This is a genomic window from Nonomuraea sp. NPDC049607 (genome assembly GCF_040675375.1).
Taxonomy (GTDB): Bacteria; Actinomycetota; Actinomycetes; order Streptosporangiales; family Streptosporangiaceae; genus Nonomuraea.
Genome location: NZ_JBFAOV010000004.1, coordinates 126,738 through 148,401 on the forward strand (window position 1 = coordinate 126,738; position 21,664 = coordinate 148,401).

Consider the following 21,664-nt stretch of genomic DNA (forward strand, 5'->3'; position numbering starts at 1 on the left):
CGCCGAGCCGGGCCTGAGGGGAACCCTGAGGGAGGTCAGGCCGTCGAGAAGGTGAACCAGTTGACGTTGACGAAGTCGGCGGGCTGGCCGCTGCTGAAGGTCAGGTAGACGGTGTGCGTGCCGGTCACCCCGCCGATGTTGGCCGGTACCGTGCGCCAGCTCTGCCAGCCGCCCGTGTTCGCCAGCGCGAAGTCGCCGATCGGCGGCGCGGACGGGCTGTCCAGCCGCACCTGCACCAGCCCGCTCACACCGGCCGCCGCCCCCGACGCCACCCTGGCCTTGAACTGGAGGGCGGGCTCGGAGCCGAAGTTCACCCCGTCGTAGCGCAGCCAGTCGCCGTTGGCGATCGCGCCGACGTTCTGGCCGCCGCCGGTGTCGGTGGTGGTCTCGACGATGGTGCCCGACTGGCCCTGGTAGCGCTCGGCCTGGATGGTGGAGCGCGCGTCCACGCCGCCCGGGACGGTGGGGGTCACGGTCGGGGTCGCGGTCGGGGTGGAGACCGTGCCGCTCTGCCAGACGGCCACGTAGTCCACCAGCATCGGATGCCCCGGGACGGTCGCCGCCGTCGGCGTGCCCGTGCCGGCCAGGGCGTTGGGGAACGCGCCGCCCATCGCCAGGTTGAGCAGCAGGAAGTAGCCGCCGTGCCCGGTCATGTTGTTCCAGGTGGTGGCGTCGAGCTGGTTCTGGCTCACGCTGTGGAACTGCTGGCCGTCGACGTACCAGCGCAGCTGGTTCGGGCTGGCGGCGCGGTCCCACTCGAAGCGGTAGGTGTGGAAGGCCGACTGGCAGGTGGAGCCCGGGCAGGCCCGGCTCGCGCCGAGGCCGGTCGTCTCGTTGCAGGGCCCGCCGGGGTTGACGCCGCAGTGGAGCACGCCCCACACGGAGTTGAGGCCGTTGACGTTCTCCATGATGTCGAACTCGCCGATGCCCGGCCAGTTCCAGTAGTTCCCCCGGTACGGCGCCCCGAGCGCCCAGAACGCCGGCCAGTAGCCGAGCGCCGCCTGACCGGTCACGTTCGGCATCTGGATCCTGCCCTCGATCCGCAGGACGCGTCCGGCGGCCGGCTTGAAGTCGGCCCGCCTGGTCTCGATGCGGGCCGAGGTCCACTCGCCCGAGCCGCTGCGCAGGGGCGTGATGCGCAGGTTGCCGGAGCCGTCGAGGCCGATGTTGGACGTGCCGGCGGTGTAGTTCTGGACCTCGCCGGTGCCCCAGTTGCCCGGCCCGCCGGGGTAGCCGTGCCCGGTGTCGACGATCCACTCGGCGGACGAGGGCGGCGTGCCCGCCGAGCCGTTGAAGTCGTCGGACCAGACCAGCGACCAGCCGGACGGCGTGGACGGCACGGACGCCGAGGCGCTGACGGCCACTTTGACGAGCAGGCCGGTGAGTGCCACGAGCACCACCGCCACGGCCACCAGGCGGCGCCGGTGCCGGATCTCTGTTGTCATCCCAGCTCCATGGGGGGTGTGGAGTCGAGCGAGAGAGCGCTCTCTTGACGCGACGTAAACATGCCTTTGACCGCGTGTCAATACGGGAGAGCGCTCCAGGATCGGGCGTCGCGGCCGGTTCCGGGCGCGGACGCGAAACGGCGGCCACCGGCGCCCTGGTCGGGAGCCCGTGACCGCCGTCGTGCCCGGCGTCGTGTCCGGAGGGGGAGGTGGCCGCTCAGCCCTTCTCCGCCTCGCCGGTGGCCTGTTCGAGCGCGTCCTCGGGCGAGGCCTCAAGGTCCTGCTCGGCGTCGGCGCCGGCCTGCGCAGAGGCCTTGTCCAGACGCACCCAGCTCGTCACGCTCTCCACCGCGAACAGCACGAACAGGTACGCCGTCAGCACCGCGAGCACCGGCGTCAGCCAGCCCAGCGCCGCGCCCGCACCGATGATCAGCAGGCGCAGCTCCCAGCCGAGCCCCGCGTGGAACACCCACGCGGGCGGCCAGATGCTCTGCCGGGTGCGGTAGACGGTGTCGTAGGTGTGGTAGCCCACCACGTAGACCAGCACGAACAGCAGCCACTTCGGCGCGCCGGCGGCCAGGCCGATCGCGATCATGGCGAGGAACTCGGTGCCGCGCAGCAGCGGCGGGGTGAGCCAGTCGAAGCGGCCCAGGTGGTCGCGCGGCGCGGTCGGCAGCACGAGCAGCAGCGTGATGGCCACCGGCACGAGCAGCAGCGGCCCCTTGTCGGGCAGCCCGACGACGGTGACGGCGACGACGGCGAGCAGCGCCACGAGCGTGGCGGGCACGGGCGGCAGGCCCTTGCCCAGCTTGCCCGCCAGGGCGTGCACGAGCGGGCCGTCGTCGCGGTAGGCGAGCAGGCGGGCGGTCTGGATGCGGCGGCGTTCCTCGTCGGGGTCCGGCGTGGGGGTGGCCATGGCCTGCGGTTGAGTGATCATACGAGCGACCTCATGAGGCGTCCGGTGAGGGTGTAGGCGGCGGCGACGGAGCCCCAGATCACGAGGGTGAGGAAAGTGATCCGGGCGTCGAAGAGGGCGGCGGTGATCGCGATGGCCGCGAACCGCTCGCCGATGGGGAACACGATCATCTTCCGCGCCCAGTGGACCGCGCGGAACTTGCCCGCCCTGGTCCACATCTTGAGCACACCGCGCAGGCCCTGGCTGCGCTCTGCCTTGCGCCGCTCCAGCGCCTTGCGCAGGTCGCGGTCGTCGGGGGCGTCGAGCGGGAGGGTGGGGAGCTGCCCGGGCGGCTTGCGCCGGTTGGAGATGCCGAAGGAGAAGTCGAGCAGGTGGCGTACGGACTGGAGCCCGATGGCGGCCAGCGCCAGGATCCAGATGTCGTCGCCGTTGCCCGAGACGACCCAGCCGACGGCCAGACCGGCGAAGACCACGTATTCCTTGAAGCGGTCGAAGGTGGCGTCGAGCCAGGCCCCCAGCACGCCGAACTTGCGGGCGTAGCGGGCCACCTGGCCGTCGACGCAGTCGAAGACGAAGGCGAAGTAGATCAGCAGGCCGCCGGCGACCATCCACGGACGGTCGCCGGTGGCGAAGCAGGCGGCCGCGGCCACGCCGAGCGTGATCGAGATCAGCGTCACCTGGTTGGGCGTCAGCCCGCGCCGCGCCGCCCAGCGGGCGATGAAGCGCGAGTAGGTGGAGACGAAGTAGGTGGTGAAGAAGCCGTCGGCGCCCTTGACCGCGTTGTTGAGCCGGGCGCGGTCCTCGTTCATGCCGGCCATCTCGGAGCCGGCCTCGTTGACCTCCTCCTGCGTGCTCACCCGGCGGTAGAACAGGTCGCGGCGGCCGCGCACGCCGACCGACACGCCGTTGCGCACCAGGCCGAACACGAGGAGCTGGACGAGGTCGTCGTCCTTGCCGAAGCGGCCGGCCATCTGGGCCAGCTCGCGGCAGGTCTGCGCGAGCACGGGGGCGTTGCGGGCGCTGATGTGCAGTGGGCCGAGCACCACCGCGTTGGGCCTGGTCACCGCGTGGTTGGCGGTGCCGACCGACACGACGCGGGACTTGCCGACGCGGGCGCGCACGGGCAGCCCTTCGAGGCGGCCGTAGCCGATCTCCGGATCGGCCTCGTCGATCGGTACGGTGTCCTCCTGCGCCTCCTCGGTCACCTCCAGCCGCGGCTCCTTGGCCACGAGCGCCAGCGCGCCGCGCTTGGCCTTGCTGATCTGGTAGATCAGCTCGTCGTGGACGACCGAGTTCTGGGGGATGATGAAGAGGTTCTCCGTTGCCGAATCTGCGACGTCGGCCAGGGCACGCAGGGCGGCGGCCACGTCGCCGGTCTCGATCGTGGCCGGCCGCGGGTCATAGGAAGCGAGCTGGCTTCGCAGCCGCTCGGCCACGGTGGGATTGCCGGGCAGCGCGGCCAGCCTCAGGCCGGTCGGAGAGGTGTCGGGGCCGGGCGAAGAGCCCAGCAGGACCACGCGGGTCATGACTCCCTTTCGAGGCAGTAGCGGGGGGTTGAACAACGGGTGATGCGGGGACAGACGTCAAAGTCTAGTGACGGCAGGGCAAAGTCGCGTCACAAGAGCATGCCCGGAACATGCCTCGCGTGCGGCCGTAAGATGGGCAAGTGAGTCTCTACCGCGACGAAGGCGTCGTCCTGCGGACGCAGAAACTCGGTGAGGCCGATCGCATCGTCACCGTTCTGGCCAAGCGCACCGGCAAGATCCGGGCGGTGGCGAGGGGCGTGCGCCGCACCAAGTCCCGCTTCGGCGCGCGGCTGGAGCCGTTCACGCACGTCGACCTCCAGCTCCACACCGGCCGCACGCTCGACGTGGTCACGCAGGCGGAGACCATCAGGCCCTACGGCGAGGCGCTGGCCGTCGACTATCCCCGCTACACCGCGGGCAGCGCCATGCTGGAGACGGCCGACCGGCTGACCCACGGCGAGAAGGAGCCGGCGCTGCGGCAGTTCCTGCTGCTGGTCGGCGGGCTGCGCACGCTGTCCGAGCGCGTCCACGAGGCCAGGCTGGTGCTCGACGCGTACTTCCTGCGCTCGCTGGCGGTGGCCGGCTACGCGCCCGCGCTGGAGGCGTGCGCCAAGTGCCAGGCCCCGGCGGTCAGGGCCTTCGCCATCGTCGCGGGCGGCGTGGTGTGCGGGGCGTGCCGCCCGGCGGGCTCGGCGGTGCCGGCGGGGGAGACGATCGGGCTCATGACGGCGCTGCTGCGCGGCGACTGGGCCACCGCCGACGCCTCGGAGTCGCGTCACCGCAGCGAGTGCAGCGGTCTGGTCGCCGCATATCTGCAATGGCATCTCGAACACGGAATACGCTCTCTGCGACACGTCGAAAGGGAGCATGCGTGAACGTCCGGCCTCCGACCCCTCATCCGTCAGGCGCGACCCCGCCGCCGATCCCGCGTGACCTCGTGCCCCGGCACGTCGCCGTCGTGATGGACGGCAACGGCCGCTGGGCCAAGGCGCGCGGCCTGCCCCGCACCGAGGGCCACAAGGCGGGCGAGTCCTCGCTGTTCGACGTCATCGAGGGGGCTCTTGAGCTGGGCGTGCCCTACCTGAGCGCCTACGCCTTCTCCACGGAGAACTGGAAGCGCTCGCCCGACGAGGTGCGCTTCCTCATGGGCTTCAACCGCGACGTGATCAGGCGGCGGCGCGACGAGCTCAACGCCATGGGCGTGCGGGTGCGCTGGGCGGGCCGTCCGGGGCGGTTGTGGAAGAGCGTGATCTCCGAGTTGCAGACCGCCGAGCAGATGACCGTCGGCAACAGCAAGCTGACGTTGCAGTTCTGCGTCAACTACGGCGGCCAGGCCGAGATCGTCGACGCGGCGGTCAAGCTGGCGGCCGACATCGCGGCGGGGCGGGTCAAGCCGTCCAAGGTGAACGAGAAGGTGTTCGCCCGCTACCTCGACGAGCCGGAGATCCCGCCGGTCGACCTGTTCCTGCGCTCCTCCGGCGAGCAGCGCTTCTCCAACTTCCTGCTGTGGCAGTCGGCCTACGCCGAGATGGTCTTCCTCGACCGGCTCTGGCCCGACTTCGACCGCCGCGACCTGTGGGAGGCGTGCGAGACGTACGCCAAGCGCGACCGCCGCTACGGCGGCGCGATCCCCAACCAGGTCCCCGGCGCCTAGGGAAACCCCGAGTGCACCTCCGCTGAGCTGCCGCACTGGACGGCGACTATACGCTGATATAGCGTCCTACTCGTTCGGGTAGTCAACTGTACGAGCGAATAGTCATGAGGCAGATCATGAGCGACGCCATCTCGGTGGCCGGACTCGTCAAGGCGTACGGCCGGACCAGGGCCCTCGACGGCCTCGACCTGACCGTGCGCACCGGCGAGGTGCACGGTTTCCTGGGCCCCAACGGCGCGGGCAAGAGCACCACGATCCGCATCCTGCTCGGCCTCGCGCGGGCCGACGCGGGCAGTGTCCGCCTGCTCGGCGGCGACCCCTGGCGCGAGGCCGCCGAGCTGCACCGCCGCCTGGCGTACGTGCCGGGCGACGTCACGCTCTGGCCCGACCTGTCCGGCGGCGAGGTCATCGACCTGCTGGGCCGGCTGCGCGGCGGCCTCGACCGCGGGCGCAGGAACGACCTGCTCGACCGGTTCGGCCTCGACCCGCGCAAGAAGGGCCGGGCCTACTCCAAGGGCAACCGGCAGAAGGTCGCGCTGGTCGCGGCGCTCGCCTCCGACGCCGAGCTGCTGCTGCTCGACGAGCCGACCTCCGGGCTCGACCCGCTCATGGAGGAGACGTTCCGGGAGATCGTCAGGGAGGAGCGGCGGCGCGGCGACCGTACCGTGCTGCTGTCCAGCCACGTCCTGTCCGAGGTCGAGGCCCTGTGCGACCGGGTCACGATCATCCGCGACGGGCGCGCGGTCGAGAGCGGCACCCTGGCCGGCCTGCGCCACCTGACCCGTACCACCGTCCACGCCGAGCTCGACCGGCCCGCCGAAGGGCTGGCCGGGCTGCCCGGCGTGCACGACCTGCGCGCGGAGGACGGCCGGGTGCGGTTCGACGTGGACGCGGACGCGCTCGGCGCGGCGCTGCGCAGCCTGACCGCGGCGGGCGTGCGCACCCTGGACAGCCGCCCGCCCACGCTGGAGGAGCTGTTCCTGCGCCACTACGAGGGCGGTCGGCGGGCGGAGGCCGTGCGATGAGCGGCACCGGGACGCTCGTCCGCCTGGCGCTGCGCCGCGAGCGTGCCGTCGCCCCCTGGTGGTTCCTGCTGCTCGTGGCCCTGAGCCTGGCGATGGTCGGCTACATCAACCGGAACATGGGCACCTACGAGCTGAAGCTCGCCTACACCGACGTCGTCCGCCGTTACGCCTTCTTCCGGGCGCTCGGCGGTGGGGTCGTCGAACCGCGCCTGGAGGTGCTGGCGACCTGGCGCAGCGGCGGCTTTCTCTACGTGATCAACGCGTTCGCCGCCCTGATGACCGTCGTGCGGCACACCCGCAGGGAGGAGGACGCGGGCCGGACCGAACTGGTGCGCGCGGGCGTGGTCGGCCGCCGAGCGCCGCTCGGCGCGGCCCTGCTGGTCGCCGGGGCGACCAGCCTGACCGGCGGGGCGCTGACCGCCGCCGCCCTGCTCGCCGCCGGCCTCGAACCCGTCGGCACGCTCGCCTACGGCGCCGCCGTCGTGGTGGCGGGCTGGGTGTTCGCGGGCGTCGCCGCCGTCGCCGCGCAACTGGCGCGCGACGCCCGTACCGCCACGGTCATCGGCCTGTACGCCCTCGGCCTCGCCTACGTCCTGCGCTACGCCGCCGACGCGAGCGACCGGCCCTGGCTCAAGGCCCTGTCACCGCTCGGCTGGAGCCACCTGGTGGACGCCTACCGGGACGAGCGGTGGTGGCTGCTCGGCGTGTCCACGCTGGCCGCCGGTGCGCTGTGCGCGGTGGCGTACGCGCTCCTCGGCCGCCGCGACCTCGGCTCGGGCCTGCTGCCGGAACGTCCGGGCAAGGAGGAGGCCCCCGGGCTGCGCGGCCCGGTCTCGCTGGCCTGGCGGCTGCACCGCGGCCTGCTGCTGAAGTGGGCGGCCGGGACGGCGGCGTTCGCGGCGGTGGGCGGCGCGATGGGCCCGCTGGCCAAGGACGTCCTGGCCCGCCCGAGCGTCGTGGTCACCAACATCACGACCCTGCTCGGCGTCCCGGCGGCCGACGCCCTCGACGGGTACATGTGGTACTACCTGCTGATCCTCGCCTACGGCATCGCGCTCTACCCGGTGCTCATGATCATGCGGCTGCGCGCCGAGGAGACCTCGGGCCGCGCCGACCACGTGCAGTCCACGCCCCTGACCCGGGTCCGCTGGGCGGCCGGGCACCTGGCGGTGGCCGCGCTCGGCACGGTCGCGCTGCTGGCGCTGGCCGCCCTCGTCTTCAGTGCCGTGTACGCCGCGCTCCTCGGCGACCTCGCCGGCACCGCGCCGCGCTTCCTGGCCGCCGCGCTCAGCCAGGCTCCGGCGGCCTGGTGCGTCGGCGCGGTCTGCCTGACGGCCTACGGGCTGCTGCCCCGGGCGAGCGTGCCGCTGTGCTGGGCGGCCTGGGTCCTGACCGCCCTGCTCGGCCAGGTCGTCGCCCCCTTCTACGGGGTGTGGGGCGGCACGCCGTTCGAGCCGTTCCACTACCTGCCGAACATCATGGCGGGGCAGGCGTTCGGCACGGCGCCCGAGCTGACGCTGCTCGCCCTGACGGCCGCGCTCACGGCCGGCGGGCTGTTCGCCCTGCGGCGGCGCGACGTCGGCTGAGGAACGTGGCTCGGCGGCGGGATTGGGAATTCTGTCACGCGGGTCAGGCTGAGAGCGGGTGAAGGCGGGTACAACCCGTTCCCCCACGAAGAAGGAGGGCCGATGATCCCAGGTTGCGGCTCGTGCAACTGCTCCGACGTCTTCGCCACCGCCAAGCCGCCGTGGTGGCAGACGTCCAGCGAAGCGCCCTGAATCCGGCGCGGCTGCCGCCCGCCCCCGGTCATCGCGGGGGCGGGCGGTTCGCGTGATCGGGGACGGTCAGGCGCGCCGGCGGGCGCGGTAGGCGGCGACGTGCATGCGGTTGCCGCAGGTGCGGCTGTCGCAGTAGACCCGTGAGCGGTTGCGGGACTCGTCCACGAACACGCGGTCGCAGTCGGGGGCCGAGCACGTGCGCAGGCGTTCCATCTCGCCCTCCACCAGCAGGTGCGCCAGCGCCACGCCGCAGTCGGCGGCCATGTGCTCGGCCAGCGTGGCGTCGGTGGCGAAATAGTGGACGTGCAGCGGATGGCCGTCGTGCTCGGTCAGCCTGGGCGTGATGCGCGTCTCGGCGAGCAGCGCGTTGAGGGTGCGCACGGCGCTGGCCACGTCGGAGGCCGTGAACACCCGGTGGAACGCCTCGCGCACCATGCGGACCTGGCCGAGGTCGCGGGCCGTCAGCGCGCCGATGCCGCTGATCTGCCGGGACTCCACGAAGGTTTGCAACTCGGCCAGGCTGGCCAGGTCGTCATCGCCGCCGGTGGACGGCGAGGTGTTGACCAGGTCGACAACGGTCGCCAAAGAATGCACCATGTCATGGCCAAACGGCATGTTGACTCCTGTCGGGGCCGGTTCTAGCGTGGTCGCAGCGTATCTCTCCCATGGGGCTCGGGGGGTTTCCATGAGTGCATATCGGCGTATCGTCCTGATCGCGATCGCCGGAGCACTGATCATCTCCACCTCCGCGCCGCTGGTGCGCCTGTCTGGGGTGTCGCCCGCGACGTCGGCGTTGTTCCGCTGCGCGTACGCGGTGCCGCCCATGCTCCTGCTCGCCTGGCTCGAACGGCGGAAGCTGGGGCCCCTGCCTTGGAAGAGCGCGTGGCGGGCCTGGGCCGCGGGCGCGCTGTTCTCGCTCGACCTGCTGTTCTGGCACCAGTCGATCAAGTGGGTCGGCGCGGGCCTGGCGACCGTGCTGGGCAACCTTCAGGTGTTCATCGTGGCCTTCGCCGCCTGGGGCATCTTCCGCGAGCGCCCCTCCAACCGGCTCATGGCGAGCACGCCGATCGTCTTCGGCGGGGTCGTGCTGATCTCCGGCGTGTTCGACGGCGCGGCGTACGGGCTCGACCCCGTCATGGGGGCGGCCACCGGGATGGCGACCTCGGTCGTGTACGCCGCGTACCTGCTGCTCATGAAGGCCGGCCCGGGACGGACGGCGGGTCCGCTGGCGCAGGCGACCGTCGTGGCCACCGTGCTGATCGCGGCGCTCAGCCCGCTGTTCGGCGGGGCCGACCTGGCGCCGGAATGGCCGGCGCACGGGTGGCTGCTGCTGCTCGCCCTGGGGCCGCAGGTGGTGGGGTGGCTGCTGATCACGTACTCGCTGCCCAGGCAGCCCGCGGCGCTCACCGCGCTGCTGCTGCTCGTGCAGCCGATGACCACCGTCGTCGTCTCCACCCTCACGCTGGGGGAGCGGCCCTCGGCGCTGCAACTGGCCGGATGCGCCGCGGTCGTGCTCGGCGTCCTGTACGGCTCCCGCGGCCCTCAGCCCACCCGGGCCGGCGCCGAGCAGGACGAGCAGGTGCCGAAGACCTCGACCGTGTGAGTGATCTCGGTGAAGCCGTGGTCGCTGCCCACCGCCTCGGCCCAGCGCTCGACGGCCGGCCCGGCCACCTCGACCGTGTGGCCGCAACGACGGCACACCAGGTGATGGTGATGGTCGTCGCTGGCGCACGCGCGGTAGACCGACTCGCCCTCGTCGGTGCGCAGCACGTCGACCTGGCCGCAGTCGGCCAGCGCCTGCAGCGCCCGGTAGACGGTGGTCAGACCGATCTTGGCGCCGTGCAGGCGCATCTCGGCATAGACGTCCTGGGCGCTGCGGAACCCCTCGCTCCCGCGAAGGGTGTCGTGCACGGCATCGCGCCTCGTCGTCATGCGACCTCCTCGACACGGACTTGTGGTCGCCGGCTCACTGGGGACTCCTGGATACGGCCTCGCCGTACGAATTTACCGACAGCGAGGGCCAGGACGAAGCCGGCGAGGGCGAGAAGCACGATCGCCGCGCCCGGAGGCACCCGCGACGACATCGTCGAGGCGAGCAGCCCGCCCACCGAGGCGAGCACGCCGAACAGCATCGCCAGCCCCATCGTGGCCCGGAAACCCCGGGTGAGCTGCTGGCTCGTGGCCACCGGGATCACCATCAGCGCGCTGACCAGCAGCAGGCCGACCACCCGCATGGCGATGACCACGGTGAGCGCGGCGGTGACCGCGATCAGCAGGCTGAGGAAGCGCACCGGCAGGCCGCTGGCCCTGGCCATCTCCTCGTCCTGGCAGAGCACGAACAGCTCCCTGCCGAAGACGACGACCACGCCGATCACCGCCACGGCCAGCGCGCCGATGATCCAGATGTCCTGCTGGGTGACGCTGGCGATGGCGCCGAACAGGTAGGAGTTGAGCTTGGCGTTGCTGCCGCCGGGCGCGATGCCCATGAGCATGACGCCGCCCGCGATGCCGCCGTAGAACAGCAGGGCGAGCGCGACGTCGCCGCTGGTCCGGCCCCGGGCCCTGACCAGCTCGATCGCCACCGCGCCCAGCACGGAGACGACCACGGCCGTCAGCACCGGCGCCGTGCCGGTCAGGAAGCCCAGCGCCACGCCGGTCAGCGCGACGTGCCCGATGCCGTCGCCGAGCAGCGACAGCCTGCGCTGCACGATGAACGTGCCCACCGCGGGCGCGCACAGCCCCACCAGCAGCGCGGCGATCAGCGCGAGCTGGAAGAGGTTCTCCTGCAGAAGCTCGATCATCGTGGTTCTCCCTGCCGTCCGGTCGGCGGTCCGGCGTGCGGATGTCGGTGCTCGTGTCCCGGCCCGGCGTGCTCGCCGCCGGTCCGCGGCGGCTCGCCGTCGTGCGCGACGCGGCCCTCCCGGACCACGACGCCGCGCGTGATCAGCGGCTCCAGCGGGCCCAGCTCGTGGGCGACCAGGACGATCGTCTTGCCGTCGCGGACCAGGCCCGTCAGCGTGCCGGCCAGGAGTCGCTGGGTCTCGGCGTCCACGCCCGCGGTGGGCTCGTCCATCACGTACGTGTCGGGCTCGCCGGCCAGGGCGCGGGCGATGAGCACGCGCTGCTGCTGGCCGCCCGAGAGCGACTGCACGGGGTCGCCGGCCCGGCCGGTCAGGTCGACCGCGTCCAGGGCGTGGGCGACCGCCGCCCGGTCGGCCGCGCTGGTCCTGCGCAGCCGGCTCTGCCGGGCGACGCGGCCCGAGGCCACGACCTCGCGGACCGTGGCGGGCACGCCGCCGCCGACCTGGAGGCGCTGGGGCACGTAGCCGATGCGCCACCAGTCGCGGAACCTGGCGGGCGGGGAGCCGTACAGGAGGGTCCGGCCGCCGGACAGCGGGGTGAGGCCGAGCAGCGCGCGGACCAGGGTGGACTTGCCCGAGCCGTTGGCGCCCAGGAGCGCCACGACCTCGCCGGGACGGACGGTCAGGTCGATGCCGCGCAGGATCTGCCGGCCGTCGAAGCCGACCCGGCCGTCGGTCATCGCGAAGGCCGTCTCGCTCATGCCGCACACCCCAGCGCCGTCCGGAGGGTCTCCAGGTTGCCGCGCATGGCCGTCAGGTAGTCGCCGGCGGGCTTGCTCTCCAGCGGGTCGAGCACGGCCGTCTTCGCGCCGACCTCGCCGGCCAGCACCTCGGCCACCTTCGGGCTGACCAGGGACTCGGTGAAGATCGTGGTGGCGCCCTCGGACCTGGCCAGCGCGGCCACCTCCGACAGGCGCTTCGGCGACGGCTCGGTCTCGGGGTCGAGCGTGATGCCCACCTGCTTGAGCTTGTAGCGGTCGGCCAGGTAGCCGAACGCCTCGTGCGCGGTGATCAGGGTCTTTCCCGCGCAGCCGGCCAGGCCCTTGGCGAACTCCTGGTCGAGGCCGCCCAGCACGCCCGCCGCCTTGGCGGCGCGGTCCTCGTACGCCTGCGCGTGGTCGGGGTCGGCGGCGGCCAGGCGCTCGCCCAGCTTGCCGGCGACCGTGGCCAGCCGGGACGGGTCGAGCCAGATGTGCGGGTCGTAGGAGACGCCGTGCTCCGCTGCGTGCTCCTCCGTGTGCCCCTCCTCATCGGCGTGCCCGCCCGCCGGGATCGTCGTGACGACGGCGGCGGCGTCGAAGGCCGTGTCGCCGGAGACGGCGTCGTCGACGGCGGGCTGCACGCCCTTGACGTAGACCGTGAGCGCGGCGTCCTGGAGCTTGGTCATCTGCTGGATGCCCAGCTCCAGGTCGTGCGGCTCGACGCCGGGCGCGGTCAGGACGGTCACGTTCGCGTCGGGCCCGGCCACCTGCTCCGTGAGCCACTGGAGCGGGTAGAAGGCGGCGATCACTTCGGGCCTGCCGTCCGCGGCGGTCTCCGCCGACCCGGCGCCGCAGGCGGACGTGGCCAACAGGGCTGCTCCGGCGAGGAAGGTTACGGCGCGCATTGGGGGCGTACGGGACATCACGCCCTCAAGTATGGAGGAAAATGAAAATGATTGTCAAAATCTCCGGCGGGCCGGACTAGAACGCCCCAAACCGGTCAGCCGCCAGGATCGCCAGGAAGACCACCATCGCGACCCGCAGCAGCCGCCCGCCGACGCCCAGCGACGGCCACGACAGGTACGCCAGCCAGCCGACGAACGCCAGCGCCGCCAGCGCCGCCACGCCGCCCAGCCAGTTGCCCACCGCGAAGGCGGCCAGCAGCAGGATCACCAGCACGGCGGGCGTCGCCCACCTGGGCACCTGCGTGAACAGGAACGTCATCGGGATCGCGCTGCGCCGCTCGACGGCCTTGCGGACGCCGCTCGCGCCCGGCGTGAAGAACTGCTCGCCCTGGGGCAGCGGGCGCTTGTTTTTGGAGGCCACGTCGAGAGCCTATGGGAGTTCGCGTGACAGCAGGGTGCGCACCTCTAGGCTGGGCTGGTGCTCGCCGTGATCCGATACACCGTGCCAGAGTCCCAGTCTCAGGACTTCCTCAAGCAGGGCCACGCCATCCTCGACACCTTCGCCGCCCAGCCGGGCTACCAGCGCGGGCGGCTGGCCCGTTCGGTCGACGAGCCCAATCTGTGGGCGCTGATCAGCGAATGGGAGGGCGCGGGGTTCTACCGGAGGGCGCTGTCGGCCTCCAGGATGGTCATGTACCCGTTGATGATCCTCATGGTCAACGAACCCAGCGCGTACGAGGACGTGTACACGCAAGAGGGTGCGTAGCGTTACTCGCGCGCGAGACCGGGTGAGCGTCCCCTAAGCTGGGATCTCATCGAATTCACTCGCCGACCTCCAGCCGGAAAGAGACGCAACCAAAATGGCACGACGCACCGACGTCATGGACACCATCGTCAGCCTCGCCAAGCGCCGCGGGCTCGTTTACCCGTCGAGCGAGATCTACGGCGGACTTCGCGCGTCGTGGGACTACGGTCCTCTGGGCATCGAGCTGAAGAACAACGTCAAGCGGCAGTGGTGGCTGTCGATGGTCCAGTCGCGCGACGACGTGGTGGGCCTCGACTCCTGCGTCATCCTGGCCCCCGAGGTCTGGCGGGCCAGCGGCCACGTCGAGACCTTCACCGACCCGCTGACCGAGTGCCAGTCGTGCCACAAGCGTTTCCGCGCCGACCATCTCGTCGAGGCGTACGAGGAGAAGAACGGCAAGGAGCCCGACAACGGCCTGGCCGACGTCACCTGCCCCAACTGCGGCAACAAGGGCACCTTCACCGAGCCCCGGCAGTTCAGCGGCCTGCTCAAGACCTTCCTCGGCCCGGTCGAGGACGAGTCGGGCCTGGCCTACCTCCGTCCGGAGACCGCGCAGGGCATCTTCATCAACTACCTCAACGTGCAGCAGTCGGCGCGCAAGAAGGTCCCGTTCGGCATCGGCCAGGTCGGCAAGTCCTTCCGCAACGAGATCACCCCGGGCAACTTCATCTTCCGCACCCGCGAGTTCGAGCAGATGGAGATGGAGTTCTTCGTCAAGCCCGGCACCGACGAGGAGTGGCACCAGTACTGGATCGACGAGCGCTTCCGCTGGTACTCCGACCTGGGCATCAACAAGGACAACCTGCGCCTGTACGAGCACCCGCAGGAGAAGCTGTCCCACTACGCCAAGCGCACCGTCGACGTCGAGTACCGCTTCAACTTCCAGGGCTCGGAGTGGGGCGAGCTGGAGGGCATCGCCAACCGCACCGACTTCGACCTCACCGCCCACTCCAAGGCGTCGGGCGTCGACCTGAGCTTCTTCGAGCAGGACACCGGTGAGCGTTACGTCCCCTACGTCATCGAGCCGGCCGCCGGCGTCGACCGGGCCACGCTGACCTTCCTGCTCGACGCCTACACCGAGGACGAGGCGCCCAACGCCAAGGGCGTCCTGGAGAAGCGCACGGTGCTGCGGCTCGACCACCGGCTCGCGCCGGTCAAGGCCGCGGTGCTGCCGCTGTCGCGCAACGCCGACCTGTCGCCGAAGGCCCGCGACCTGGCCGCGCAGCTGCGCAGGCGGTGGAACGTCGAGTTCGACGACGCGGGCGCGATCGGCCGCCGCTACCGCCGCCAGGACGAGATCGGCACCCCGTTCTGCATCACCGTCGACTTCGACACCCTCGAAGACCACGCGGTGACGATCCGCGAGCGCGACAGCATGGCCCAGGAGCGCATCGCCATCGACCAGGTCGACTCCTACCTGCGTCAGCGCCTCAACGACTGACCTCGGCACCACCAGCGCCGCCCCGGCTTCGGCCGCGGGCGGCGCTCGCCGTTCACGGCCCGGCCGGTTCAGGACAGGTGGCGGCCGAACCAGGTCAGCACGTAGTCGTAGGCCTGCGAGGCGGCCCGCGCGTCGTAGCGGGCGCCGGTGTCGTTGAAGAAGGCGTGGCCGACGCCCGGGACGGTCACCAGCTCGTGGGTGAGCCCGGCCTTCGTCAGCGCCGTCTCGGCCGCGTCCCTGGTGGCGTTGACGCGGTCGTCCTGCTCGGCGTAGATCGCCAGGACGGACGCCCGCGCGCCGGTCAGATCGGCGTCGTCGGGCAGCGGGCCGTAGAAGGGCGCGGCGGCGGCCAGCCGGTCCTCCCCGGACGACAGCAGCAGCCACGTCATCCCGCCGCCGAAGCAGAAGCCGATCATGCCCAGCCGGACGCCCTCGGCCCGGTTCCGCAGCTCGCCGACGGCCGCCTTCATGTCGGCCACGAACCGTTCCTGCGGGATCTCGCCCAGCTTGGCCGTGACCTGCGCGGTGTCGGCGAACGCGGCCGTGCCGCCCTCGCGGGAGAGCAGATCGGGCGCGAGGGCCGAGTAGCCGCTCGCGGCCAGACGGCCGGCGACCGAGCGGATGTGGTCGGTCAGGCCGCGGTTCTCGTGCAGGACCAGCACCGCGCCCTTGGGGGCGGCGGCCGGGGACCAGGCGGCCCGCAAGGTGGTCCCGTCAGGGCCGGGGAACGTGATCGCCTGCGTGGGGAGCGGCGGCGGGCCCGCGGGGGAGGCCGCGCTGGGCGGCGAGGCCGTCTGTGGCCCCGGGGGGCTCGCCGGGTCGGTGTCCGGGGTGGCGCCGCAGGCGGCGAGGAGAGCAGTGGCGGCGGGGAGGGCGAGCCCGAGAAGGCCCAGGCGGCGCAGGGCCTCGCGCCGCGAGATCAGGCCCTCAACGTGATCGAGTGCCACTTCTTCTGCCAAATATCGCTGGAAGGGCGTCATGGTCGAAAGATCTAACTGTCAACACCGAAAAATCGTGTAAAGACGATAGTTATGTGGTTTTTCGCGGGTGTTTGGTGCAGTGTTGCCGGGCCGGGAAGGCCGACCCGACCCATGGCGTGACACCCCATCCGGAACTAGGGTCAAGATCATGCGACTGCTGGTGGTCGAGGACGAGGAAGACCTGGTCGACGCGTTACGGGTGGGTCTGGTCCGGGCGGGCTACGCGGTGGACGTGGCCTACGACGCGCCGTCGGCGCACGAGAAGCTGGAGGTCAACACCTACGACCTGGTCCTGCTCGACCTGAACCTGCCCGGCGGCGACGGCTTCCAGCTCTGCCGCTCGGTACGGGCCGCCGGCCGCGGCGTGCGGATCATCATGGTGACCGCCCGCGACCGCCTCGACGACCGGGTACGCGGCCTCGACGAGGGCGCCGACGACTACCTGGTCAAGCCGTTCGCCTTCCCCGAGCTGCTGGCCCGGGTACGGGCGCTGCTGCGCAGGGACACCGGCGGCACCGCCGTGCTCCAGGTGGGCGGGCTGCGCATCGACACCGCCCGCATGGAGGTCTCCCTCGACGGCCGCTCCCTGGCCCTGACCCCCAAGGAGTACGGCGTGCTGCACTACCTGATGACCCGTCCCGGTCACGTCGTCTCCACCGAGGAGCTGCTCGAACACGTCTGGGACGAGCACGCCGACCCGTTCACCAACACCGTCCGGGTCACCGTCGGCAACCTGCGCCGCAAGCTCCAGGAGGACGGCCTCATCGAGACGGTGATCAGCCGCGGCTACCGGCTCAAGGAGCCGGCGTGATCCACACCATCCGCTTCCGGCTCACCGTGCTCTACTCGGGGCTGCTGTTCGTGCTGGCCGCCCTGGTGCTCGGCGGCATCTACGCGGCCGTCTCCAAGACCACCGAGGAACGCCCGTACTCGACCGAGTACGCCAAGGCGTACCGCGGCAACCAGTACGTGGGCAAGCAGGAGGTCGTCTTCATCGAGGAGGTCGAGAACGAGGTCAACATCAGGACGCTGGCCACGCTGCGCGACTACTCGCTGGCCACCCTGGCCGGGCTCTACCTGGCGTCCCTGGGCATCGGATGGGTGCTGTCGGGGCGGGTGCTGCGTCCGGTGCGGTCGATCACGCGTACGACGGAGGAGATCCAGGCGACCGACCTGACCCGGCGGATCAGGCTGGGCGGCTCGCGCGACGAGCTCAAGGACCTGGCCGACACCATCGACACCATGCTCGACCGGCTGGAGGAGGCGTTCAGCGCGCAGCGCCGGCTCATCGACGACGCCTCGCACGAGCTGCGCAGCCCCCTGACGATCATCCGGGCCAACGTGGACGCCGTGCTCGCCTCGCCGGAGGCCAGCGACGAGGAGCGGGCCAGGGCCGTGCAGATCGTGGACCGGGCGACCACCCGCATGACCAGGCTCGTGGAGGACCTGCTGGCCAGCGCCCGGCGGCAGGCGACCGCGTTCGCCGACACCGACCTCGACCTGGGCAGGGTGGCGCGGGAGGCGTGCGAGGAGTACGCGGCGCCGGCCGCCGCCCGCGGCCTGACGATCACCCGCGCGCTGGACCGGGACCTGGAGATGACCGGCGACCAGGACGCGCTGCGCCGCGCCGTGGCCAACCTGCTGTCCAACGCGGTGCGGCTGACCCCGCCGGGCGGCCGCGTCCGGGTCGGGGCCGGCCGGTCGGACGGCTGGTTGTGGGTCGCGGTCAGGGACGACGGCCCCGGGCTCGGCGCGGCGGAGCAGGAGCGGGTGTTCGACCGGTTCTGGCGCGGCGAGGCCAGCAGGCGCGACCGGCACACCGGCCTGGGCCTGGCCATCGTCCGGCAGATCGTGGAGTCGCACGGGGGGCGGGTGGCGGTGTTCTCCGCGCCCCGGCAGGGGGCCACGTTCGTGCTGTGGCTGCCGCCGCGCGACGGCGCGCCGGGCCCGTCGCCCGAGACCAACCCGATCCCCGCGTGACCCGGCCCCCACGCCTGCTCCAGAACGCGCCCGAGGCCCTCGCGCCTGCTCCAGGACTCGCCCGAGGCCCTCGCGCCTGCTCCAGGACTCGCCCGAGGCCCTCGCGCCTACTCCAGGACGCGCCCGACGAGCTGCCCCTGCCGGGCCACCGCCACGCAGTACGCCGTGCGGTGACGCGGCCACTCAGCCTCCAGCGGCGGCAGCGCGGTCACCTCGATGTCGCTCAGCCGTTCCTGCTTGACCCGCAGCCGCGGCGCGCAGAAGCTCTTGGCCTGCCGCCTGGCCTGCTCGGTGCCCGGCCACGGACCCTCCGGCACGACGTAGATCATGCCGAACTCGGCCCTGTGCGGGTTGCCGCACGGGACGAGCGTCGCGATCAGGTCGTCGGGGATCGACACCAGGCAGTCTCCAGGCCTGAGCTGGGTCGCGTGTCGCTGCTCCGCCCCCGGTAGCAGCGACCCTGCGGCGGGCTCGGGCGTTCCCGAGCCGCAGGCGGACAGCGCCAAAGCCAGGCAGGCGGCCATCAGGCCTCGTGGCGTCGTGCGGGGCATGCGAGCAGAGTGTCATGTCCCGATCACGTCCATATCGCGGAACGAGCCGAGCTGGGTCACGTTGAGCGATCATGCCGCCGGCGCCCCGGGCCGGGCCGGGCCGCCCAGGTGCGTCACCGTGCCCACCGGCGGCCTTGGCGGGGCCCTGCACGACGCTTGGGCTCGGCGGGAGACGGCCGTGGCGACCTCCTGGCGCAGGTGTGATCCGATTCTGCGGCCCGGCTCCTCTTTCTCAAGAATTGGTGTAAACCAATTGGTATAAACCAATTTATCGGGTAGCGGTACCTGTAATTGGATTAGACCTGTGCCAGGCGGTTGACCTGCATAAACGATGACTTAACCGAGGAGTGCAGTTTCATCATCAATTTCGCCGGTAGAGTCCGGGACAGAAGCGTTGGATTGGAGCTGTGGTGGCCAAGTACGTTTACGACTTCACCGAGGGCAACAGGAATCTCAAGGATCTTCTCGGTGGAAAGGGCGCGAATCTCGCCGAGATGATGAATCTCGGGCTGCCCGTCCCCCCCGGATTCACGATCACCACTGAAGCCTGCCGTCACTACCTGACGGAAGGCGCTCTTCCCGACGGCCTGGAGCGCGAGGTCGCCGAGCACCTGGACGCCCTGGAGGCCCAGATGGGCCGCCGCCTCGGGCAGGCCGACGACCCCCTCCTGGTCAGCGTACGGTCGGGCGCGAAGTTCTCCATGCCGGGCATGATGGAGACGGTCCTCAACATCGGGCTCAACGACGAGTCGGTCCACGGCCTGGCCAAGCAGGCGGGCGGCAACGACCGCTTCGCCTGGGACTCCTACCGGCGGCTGATCCAGATGTTCGGCAAGACCGTCCTCGGCCTCGACGGCGAGCTGTTCGAGCACGCGCTCGACGAGCTGAAGGGCCGCCGCCAGGACACCGACCTCGACGCCGGCGAGCTGCAGGGTCTCGTGGAGACCTACAAGGGCATCGTCCGGGAGCAGACCGGCAAGGACTTCCCCGCCGACCCCCGCGAGCAGATGCGGCTGGCCGTCATGGCGGTCTTCGACTCCTGGAACGCCCCGCGCGCCATCCTCTACCGCCGCCAGGAGCGCATCCCCGCCGATCTCGGCACCGCCGTCAACATCGTGGCCATGGTCTTCGGCAACGTCGGCAACGACTCCGGCACCGGCGTCGCCTTTACCCGCGACCCCGGCTCCGGCCAGCAGGGCATCTACGGCGACTACCTGCAGAACGCCCAGGGCGAGGACGTCGTCGCCGGCATCCGCAACACCATCCCGCTGCAAGAGCTCGAACGCCTCGACAAGCCCTCCTACGACGAGCTGCTGCAGATCATGGAGACGCTGGAGAACCACTACAAGGACCTGTGCGACATCGAGTTCACGATCGAGCGCGGCAAGCTGTGGATGCTCCAGACCCGCGTCGGCAAGCGCACCGCCGCGGCCGCGTTCTGCATCGCCACCCAGCTCGTCGACCAGGGCCTGATCACCCTGGACGAGGCCGTCACCCGCGTCACCGGCGACCAGCTCGCCCAGCTCATGTTCCCCCGCTTCGACGGCGGCGCCGAGAAGAAGAAGATCGCCAAGGGCATGAACGCCTCGCCGGGCGCCGCCGTCGGCAAGGTCGTCTTCTCCTCCGAGCGCGCCGTCGAGCTGGCTGGCCGGGGCGAGGACGTCATCCTCGTCCGCCGCGAGACCAACCCCGACGACCTGGCCGGCATGATCGCCGCCAAGGGCATCCTGACCAGCCGCGGCGGCAAGACCTCGCACGCGGCCGTGGTCGCCCGCGGCATGGGCAAGACGTGCGTGTGCGGCGCCGAGGAGCTGGACGTCTCCACCGCCGAGCGCAGGTTCACCGCGCCCGGCGGCGAGGTCGTCTCCGAGGGGGACGTCATTTCCATCGACGGCACCACCGGCGAGGTCTACCTCGGCGAGGTCCCGGTCGTGGACTCGGCCGTGGTCGAGTACTTCGAGGGCGCGCAGCCGGACGACGACCTGGTCAGGGCCGTGGACCGGATCATGGCCCACGCCGACTCCGTCCGCCGGCTGCGGGTGCGCGCCAACGCCGACACCCCCGAGGACGCCGCGCGGGCCCGCCGCTTCGGCGCCCAGGGCATCGGCCTGTGCCGCACCGAGCACATGTTCCTCGGCGAGCGCCGCCGGCTCGTGGAGGACCTCGTCCTGGCCGACGGCGACGAGGAGCGGCAGGCCGCGCTCGACGCCCTCGAACCCCTCCAGAAGGCCGACTTCATCGGCATCTTCAAGGCCATGGGCGGCGACCCCGTCACCATCCGGCTCATCGACCCGCCTCTGCACGAGTTCCTGCCCGACCTCGTGGACCTGGCGGTCAAGGTGGCCACCTCGCCCGACGTGACCGACAAGGACCGCAGGCTGCTGGCCGCCGTCAAGCGGCTGCACGAGCAGAACCCGATGCTGGGCCTGCGCGGTGTGCGCCTCGGCCTGGTGATCCCCGGGCTGTTCGCCATGCAGGTGCGGGCGATCGCCCAGGCCGCGGCCGAGGTCCCGGGCGCGCGTCCGGAGATCATGATCCCGCTGGTGGCGGCCGTCCAGGAGCTGGAGTCCGTACGCGAGGAGGCGGCCGGGATCCTCGCGGAGACCGGCGTCGAGGCGCTGATCGGCACGATGATCGAGGTGCCGAGGGCGGCGCTGACGGCGGGCCAGATCGCCGAGGCCGCCGAGTTCTTCTCCTTCGGCACGAACGACCTGACCCAGATGACCTGGGGCTTCAGCCGCGACGACGTGGAGGCCGCGTTCTTCTCGCGCTACCTGGAGCTCGGCATCTTCGGCGTCAGCCCGTTCGAGACCCTCGACCGCGACGGCGTCGGCCGGCTGGTCAGGATCGCCGTCGAGGAGGGCCGCGCCGCCCGTCCCGACCTGCACGTGGGCATCTGCGGCGAGCACGGCGGCGACCCCGACTCGGTGCACTTCTGCCACGAGGTCGGCCTCGACTACGTCTCCTGCTCCCCGTTCCGCATCCCGGTGGCCCGGCTGGAGGCCGGCCGCGCCGCCCTGACCGACACCGACTCCGACACCCGCTGACCCGCCCGGCGGCCGGGCCCGGCCCCGGCCGCCTCCCGCGCGCTACCCG

21 protein-coding genes are annotated in these 21,664 nt (G+C 71.6%); 10 read left to right on the forward strand and 11 right to left on the reverse strand.

Going from position 1 to position 21,664, the window contains the following annotated elements:
* Positions 1–35 precede the first annotated feature (35 nt).
* From AB0J97_RS10520 to AB0J97_RS10530, 3 genes are all read right to left on the reverse strand, one after another.
* The gene (locus tag AB0J97_RS10520) at positions 36–1,445 is read right to left on the reverse strand and encodes a glycoside hydrolase family 16 protein (protein ID WP_364086872.1); all 1,410 of its coding nucleotides are present in this window, start codon (positions 1,443–1,445) and stop codon (positions 36–38) included.
* A 217-nt stretch (positions 1,446–1,662) separates the two neighbouring features.
* On the reverse strand, positions 1,663–2,382 hold the full coding sequence (locus AB0J97_RS10525; protein ID WP_352323408.1) for a DUF5941 domain-containing protein: 720 nt from the start codon (positions 2,380–2,382) through the stop codon (positions 1,663–1,665).
* The gene (locus AB0J97_RS10530; protein ID WP_357693980.1) at positions 2,379–3,887 is read right to left on the reverse strand and encodes a CDP-alcohol phosphatidyltransferase family protein; all 1,509 of its coding nucleotides are present in this window, start codon (positions 3,885–3,887) and stop codon (positions 2,379–2,381) included. The genes AB0J97_RS10525 and AB0J97_RS10530 overlap by 4 nt, the downstream gene beginning before the upstream one ends.
* A gap of 140 nt (positions 3,888–4,027) precedes the next feature.
* Between AB0J97_RS10530 and recO the strand changes: the two genes are divergently transcribed.
* The 4 genes from recO to AB0J97_RS10550 all read left to right on the forward strand — a co-directional run bounded on the left by recO (position 4,028) and on the right by AB0J97_RS10550 (position 8,152).
* Positions 4,028–4,762, forward strand: a complete 735-nt coding sequence (gene recO / locus AB0J97_RS10535) for a DNA repair protein RecO (RefSeq protein WP_357693977.1) — start codon at positions 4,028–4,030, stop codon at positions 4,760–4,762.
* Positions 4,759–5,541 (forward strand): isoprenyl transferase, encoded by a 783-nt coding sequence (locus AB0J97_RS10540; protein ID WP_357693975.1) that lies wholly within the window; start codon positions 4,759–4,761, stop codon positions 5,539–5,541. The genes recO and AB0J97_RS10540 overlap by 4 nt, the downstream gene beginning before the upstream one ends.
* Positions 5,542–5,657: 116 nt before the next feature.
* Positions 5,658–6,566 (forward strand): ABC transporter ATP-binding protein, encoded by a 909-nt coding sequence (locus tag AB0J97_RS10545; RefSeq protein ID WP_364086878.1) that lies wholly within the window; start codon positions 5,658–5,660, stop codon positions 6,564–6,566.
* On the forward strand, positions 6,563–8,152 hold the full coding sequence (locus AB0J97_RS10550) for a polyketide antibiotic transporter (protein ID WP_364086880.1): 1,590 nt from the start codon (positions 6,563–6,565) through the stop codon (positions 8,150–8,152). The genes AB0J97_RS10545 and AB0J97_RS10550 overlap by 4 nt, the downstream gene beginning before the upstream one ends.
* Positions 8,153–8,410: 258 nt before the next feature.
* On the opposite strand, the gene AB0J97_RS10555 is transcribed toward AB0J97_RS10550, so the two are convergent.
* Positions 8,411–8,938, reverse strand: a complete 528-nt coding sequence (locus tag AB0J97_RS10555; protein ID WP_357694645.1) for a CGNR zinc finger domain-containing protein — start codon at positions 8,936–8,938, stop codon at positions 8,411–8,413.
* Between the two features lie 91 nt (positions 8,939–9,029).
* On the opposite strand from AB0J97_RS10555, the gene AB0J97_RS10560 reads away from it, so the two are divergent.
* Complete coding sequence (locus tag AB0J97_RS10560) at positions 9,030–9,947, forward strand: DMT family transporter (RefSeq protein ID WP_364086884.1); 918 nt, start codon at positions 9,030–9,032, stop codon at positions 9,945–9,947.
* Here the strand turns inward: AB0J97_RS10560 and AB0J97_RS10565 are convergent.
* The 5 genes from AB0J97_RS10565 to AB0J97_RS10585 all read right to left on the reverse strand — a co-directional run bounded on the left by AB0J97_RS10565 (position 9,887) and on the right by AB0J97_RS10585 (position 13,232).
* Positions 9,887–10,276, reverse strand: a complete 390-nt coding sequence (locus AB0J97_RS10565; RefSeq protein WP_357693965.1) for a transcriptional repressor — start codon at positions 10,274–10,276, stop codon at positions 9,887–9,889. The genes AB0J97_RS10560 and AB0J97_RS10565 overlap by 61 nt on opposite strands.
* A complete protein-coding gene (locus AB0J97_RS10570) occupies positions 10,273–11,145 on the reverse strand; it encodes a metal ABC transporter permease (protein ID WP_357693962.1) in 873 nt (290 codons plus the stop codon). Before AB0J97_RS10570 ends, AB0J97_RS10565 begins: the two co-directional genes overlap by 4 nt.
* Positions 11,142–11,906, reverse strand: a complete 765-nt coding sequence (locus AB0J97_RS10575) for a metal ABC transporter ATP-binding protein (RefSeq protein ID WP_364086887.1) — start codon at positions 11,904–11,906, stop codon at positions 11,142–11,144. Before AB0J97_RS10575 ends, AB0J97_RS10570 begins: the two co-directional genes overlap by 4 nt.
* A complete protein-coding gene (locus AB0J97_RS10580) occupies positions 11,903–12,811 on the reverse strand; it encodes a zinc ABC transporter substrate-binding protein (protein ID WP_364086889.1) in 909 nt (302 codons plus the stop codon). Before AB0J97_RS10580 ends, AB0J97_RS10575 begins: the two co-directional genes overlap by 4 nt.
* 76 nt (positions 12,812–12,887) lie before the next feature.
* A complete protein-coding gene (locus AB0J97_RS10585) occupies positions 12,888–13,232 on the reverse strand; it encodes a DUF6703 family protein (RefSeq protein WP_357693954.1) in 345 nt (114 codons plus the stop codon).
* Between the two features lie 57 nt (positions 13,233–13,289).
* On the opposite strand from AB0J97_RS10585, the gene AB0J97_RS10590 reads away from it, so the two are divergent.
* Positions 13,290–13,577: an antibiotic biosynthesis monooxygenase gene (locus tag AB0J97_RS10590; protein WP_364086892.1), complete on the forward strand. Its 288-nt coding sequence runs from the start codon at positions 13,290–13,292 to the stop codon at positions 13,575–13,577.
* Between the two features lie 94 nt (positions 13,578–13,671).
* On the forward strand, positions 13,672–15,057 hold the full coding sequence (locus AB0J97_RS10595; protein WP_357693950.1) for a glycine--tRNA ligase: 1,386 nt from the start codon (positions 13,672–13,674) through the stop codon (positions 15,055–15,057).
* 68 nt (positions 15,058–15,125) lie between these two features.
* Here AB0J97_RS10595 and AB0J97_RS10600 read toward each other — a convergent pair whose 3' ends face one another.
* Positions 15,126–16,004, reverse strand: coding sequence for a dienelactone hydrolase family protein (locus AB0J97_RS10600; protein WP_364086894.1), 879 nt, complete (start codon positions 16,002–16,004; stop codon positions 15,126–15,128).
* A 181-nt stretch (positions 16,005–16,185) separates the two neighbouring features.
* On the opposite strand from AB0J97_RS10600, the gene AB0J97_RS10605 reads away from it, so the two are divergent.
* Both AB0J97_RS10605 and AB0J97_RS10610 read left to right on the forward strand, forming a co-directional pair.
* Positions 16,186–16,848: a response regulator transcription factor gene (locus AB0J97_RS10605; RefSeq protein ID WP_357693948.1), complete on the forward strand. Its 663-nt coding sequence runs from the start codon at positions 16,186–16,188 to the stop codon at positions 16,846–16,848.
* Positions 16,845–18,017, forward strand: a complete 1,173-nt coding sequence (locus AB0J97_RS10610; RefSeq protein ID WP_364086897.1) for a HAMP domain-containing sensor histidine kinase — start codon at positions 16,845–16,847, stop codon at positions 18,015–18,017. Before AB0J97_RS10605 ends, AB0J97_RS10610 begins: the two co-directional genes overlap by 4 nt.
* Positions 18,018–18,124: 107 nt before the next feature.
* Here the strand turns inward: AB0J97_RS10610 and AB0J97_RS10615 are convergent, their stop codons facing one another.
* Positions 18,125–18,568, reverse strand: coding sequence for a hypothetical protein (locus AB0J97_RS10615; RefSeq protein WP_364086899.1), 444 nt, complete (start codon positions 18,566–18,568; stop codon positions 18,125–18,127).
* 410 nt (positions 18,569–18,978) lie between these two features.
* Here AB0J97_RS10615 and ppdK point away from each other — a divergent pair, with 410 nt between their 5' ends.
* Positions 18,979–21,615, forward strand: coding sequence for a pyruvate, phosphate dikinase (gene ppdK, locus AB0J97_RS10620; protein ID WP_364086901.1), 2,637 nt, complete (start codon positions 18,979–18,981; stop codon positions 21,613–21,615).
* Positions 21,616–21,664 lie beyond the last annotated feature (49 nt).

Bases quoted from the DNA above. Each gene is read 5' to 3' on its own strand.
- AB0J97_RS10520 (WP_364086872.1), bottom strand. From the start codon at position 1,445: ATGACAACAGAGATCCGGCACCGGCGCCGCCTGGTGGCCGTGGCGGTG.
- AB0J97_RS10525 (WP_352323408.1), bottom strand. From the start codon at position 2,382: ATGATCACTCAACCGCAGGCCATGGCCACCCCCACGCCGGACCCCGAC.
- AB0J97_RS10530 (WP_357693980.1), bottom strand. From the start codon at position 3,887: ATGACCCGCGTGGTCCTGCTGGGCTCTTCGCCCGGCCCCGACACCTCT.
- AB0J97_RS10545 (WP_364086878.1), top strand. From the start codon at position 5,658: ATGAGCGACGCCATCTCGGTGGCCGGACTCGTCAAGGCGTACGGCCGG.
- AB0J97_RS10550 (WP_364086880.1), top strand. From the start codon at position 6,563: ATGAGCGGCACCGGGACGCTCGTCCGCCTGGCGCTGCGCCGCGAGCGT.
- AB0J97_RS10560 (WP_364086884.1), top strand. From the start codon at position 9,030: ATGAGTGCATATCGGCGTATCGTCCTGATCGCGATCGCCGGAGCACTG.
- AB0J97_RS10565 (WP_357693965.1), bottom strand. From the start codon at position 10,276: ATGACGACGAGGCGCGATGCCGTGCACGACACCCTTCGCGGGAGCGAG.
- AB0J97_RS10570 (WP_357693962.1), bottom strand. From the start codon at position 11,145: ATGATCGAGCTTCTGCAGGAGAACCTCTTCCAGCTCGCGCTGATCGCC.
- AB0J97_RS10575 (WP_364086887.1), bottom strand. From the start codon at position 11,906: ATGAGCGAGACGGCCTTCGCGATGACCGACGGCCGGGTCGGCTTCGAC.
- AB0J97_RS10580 (WP_364086889.1), bottom strand. From the start codon at position 12,811: ATGCGCGCCGTAACCTTCCTCGCCGGAGCAGCCCTGTTGGCCACGTCC.
- AB0J97_RS10595 (WP_357693950.1), top strand. From the start codon at position 13,672: ATGGCACGACGCACCGACGTCATGGACACCATCGTCAGCCTCGCCAAG.
- AB0J97_RS10605 (WP_357693948.1), top strand. From the start codon at position 16,186: ATGCGACTGCTGGTGGTCGAGGACGAGGAAGACCTGGTCGACGCGTTA.
- AB0J97_RS10615 (WP_364086899.1), bottom strand. From the start codon at position 18,568: ATGCCCCGCACGACGCCACGAGGCCTGATGGCCGCCTGCCTGGCTTTG.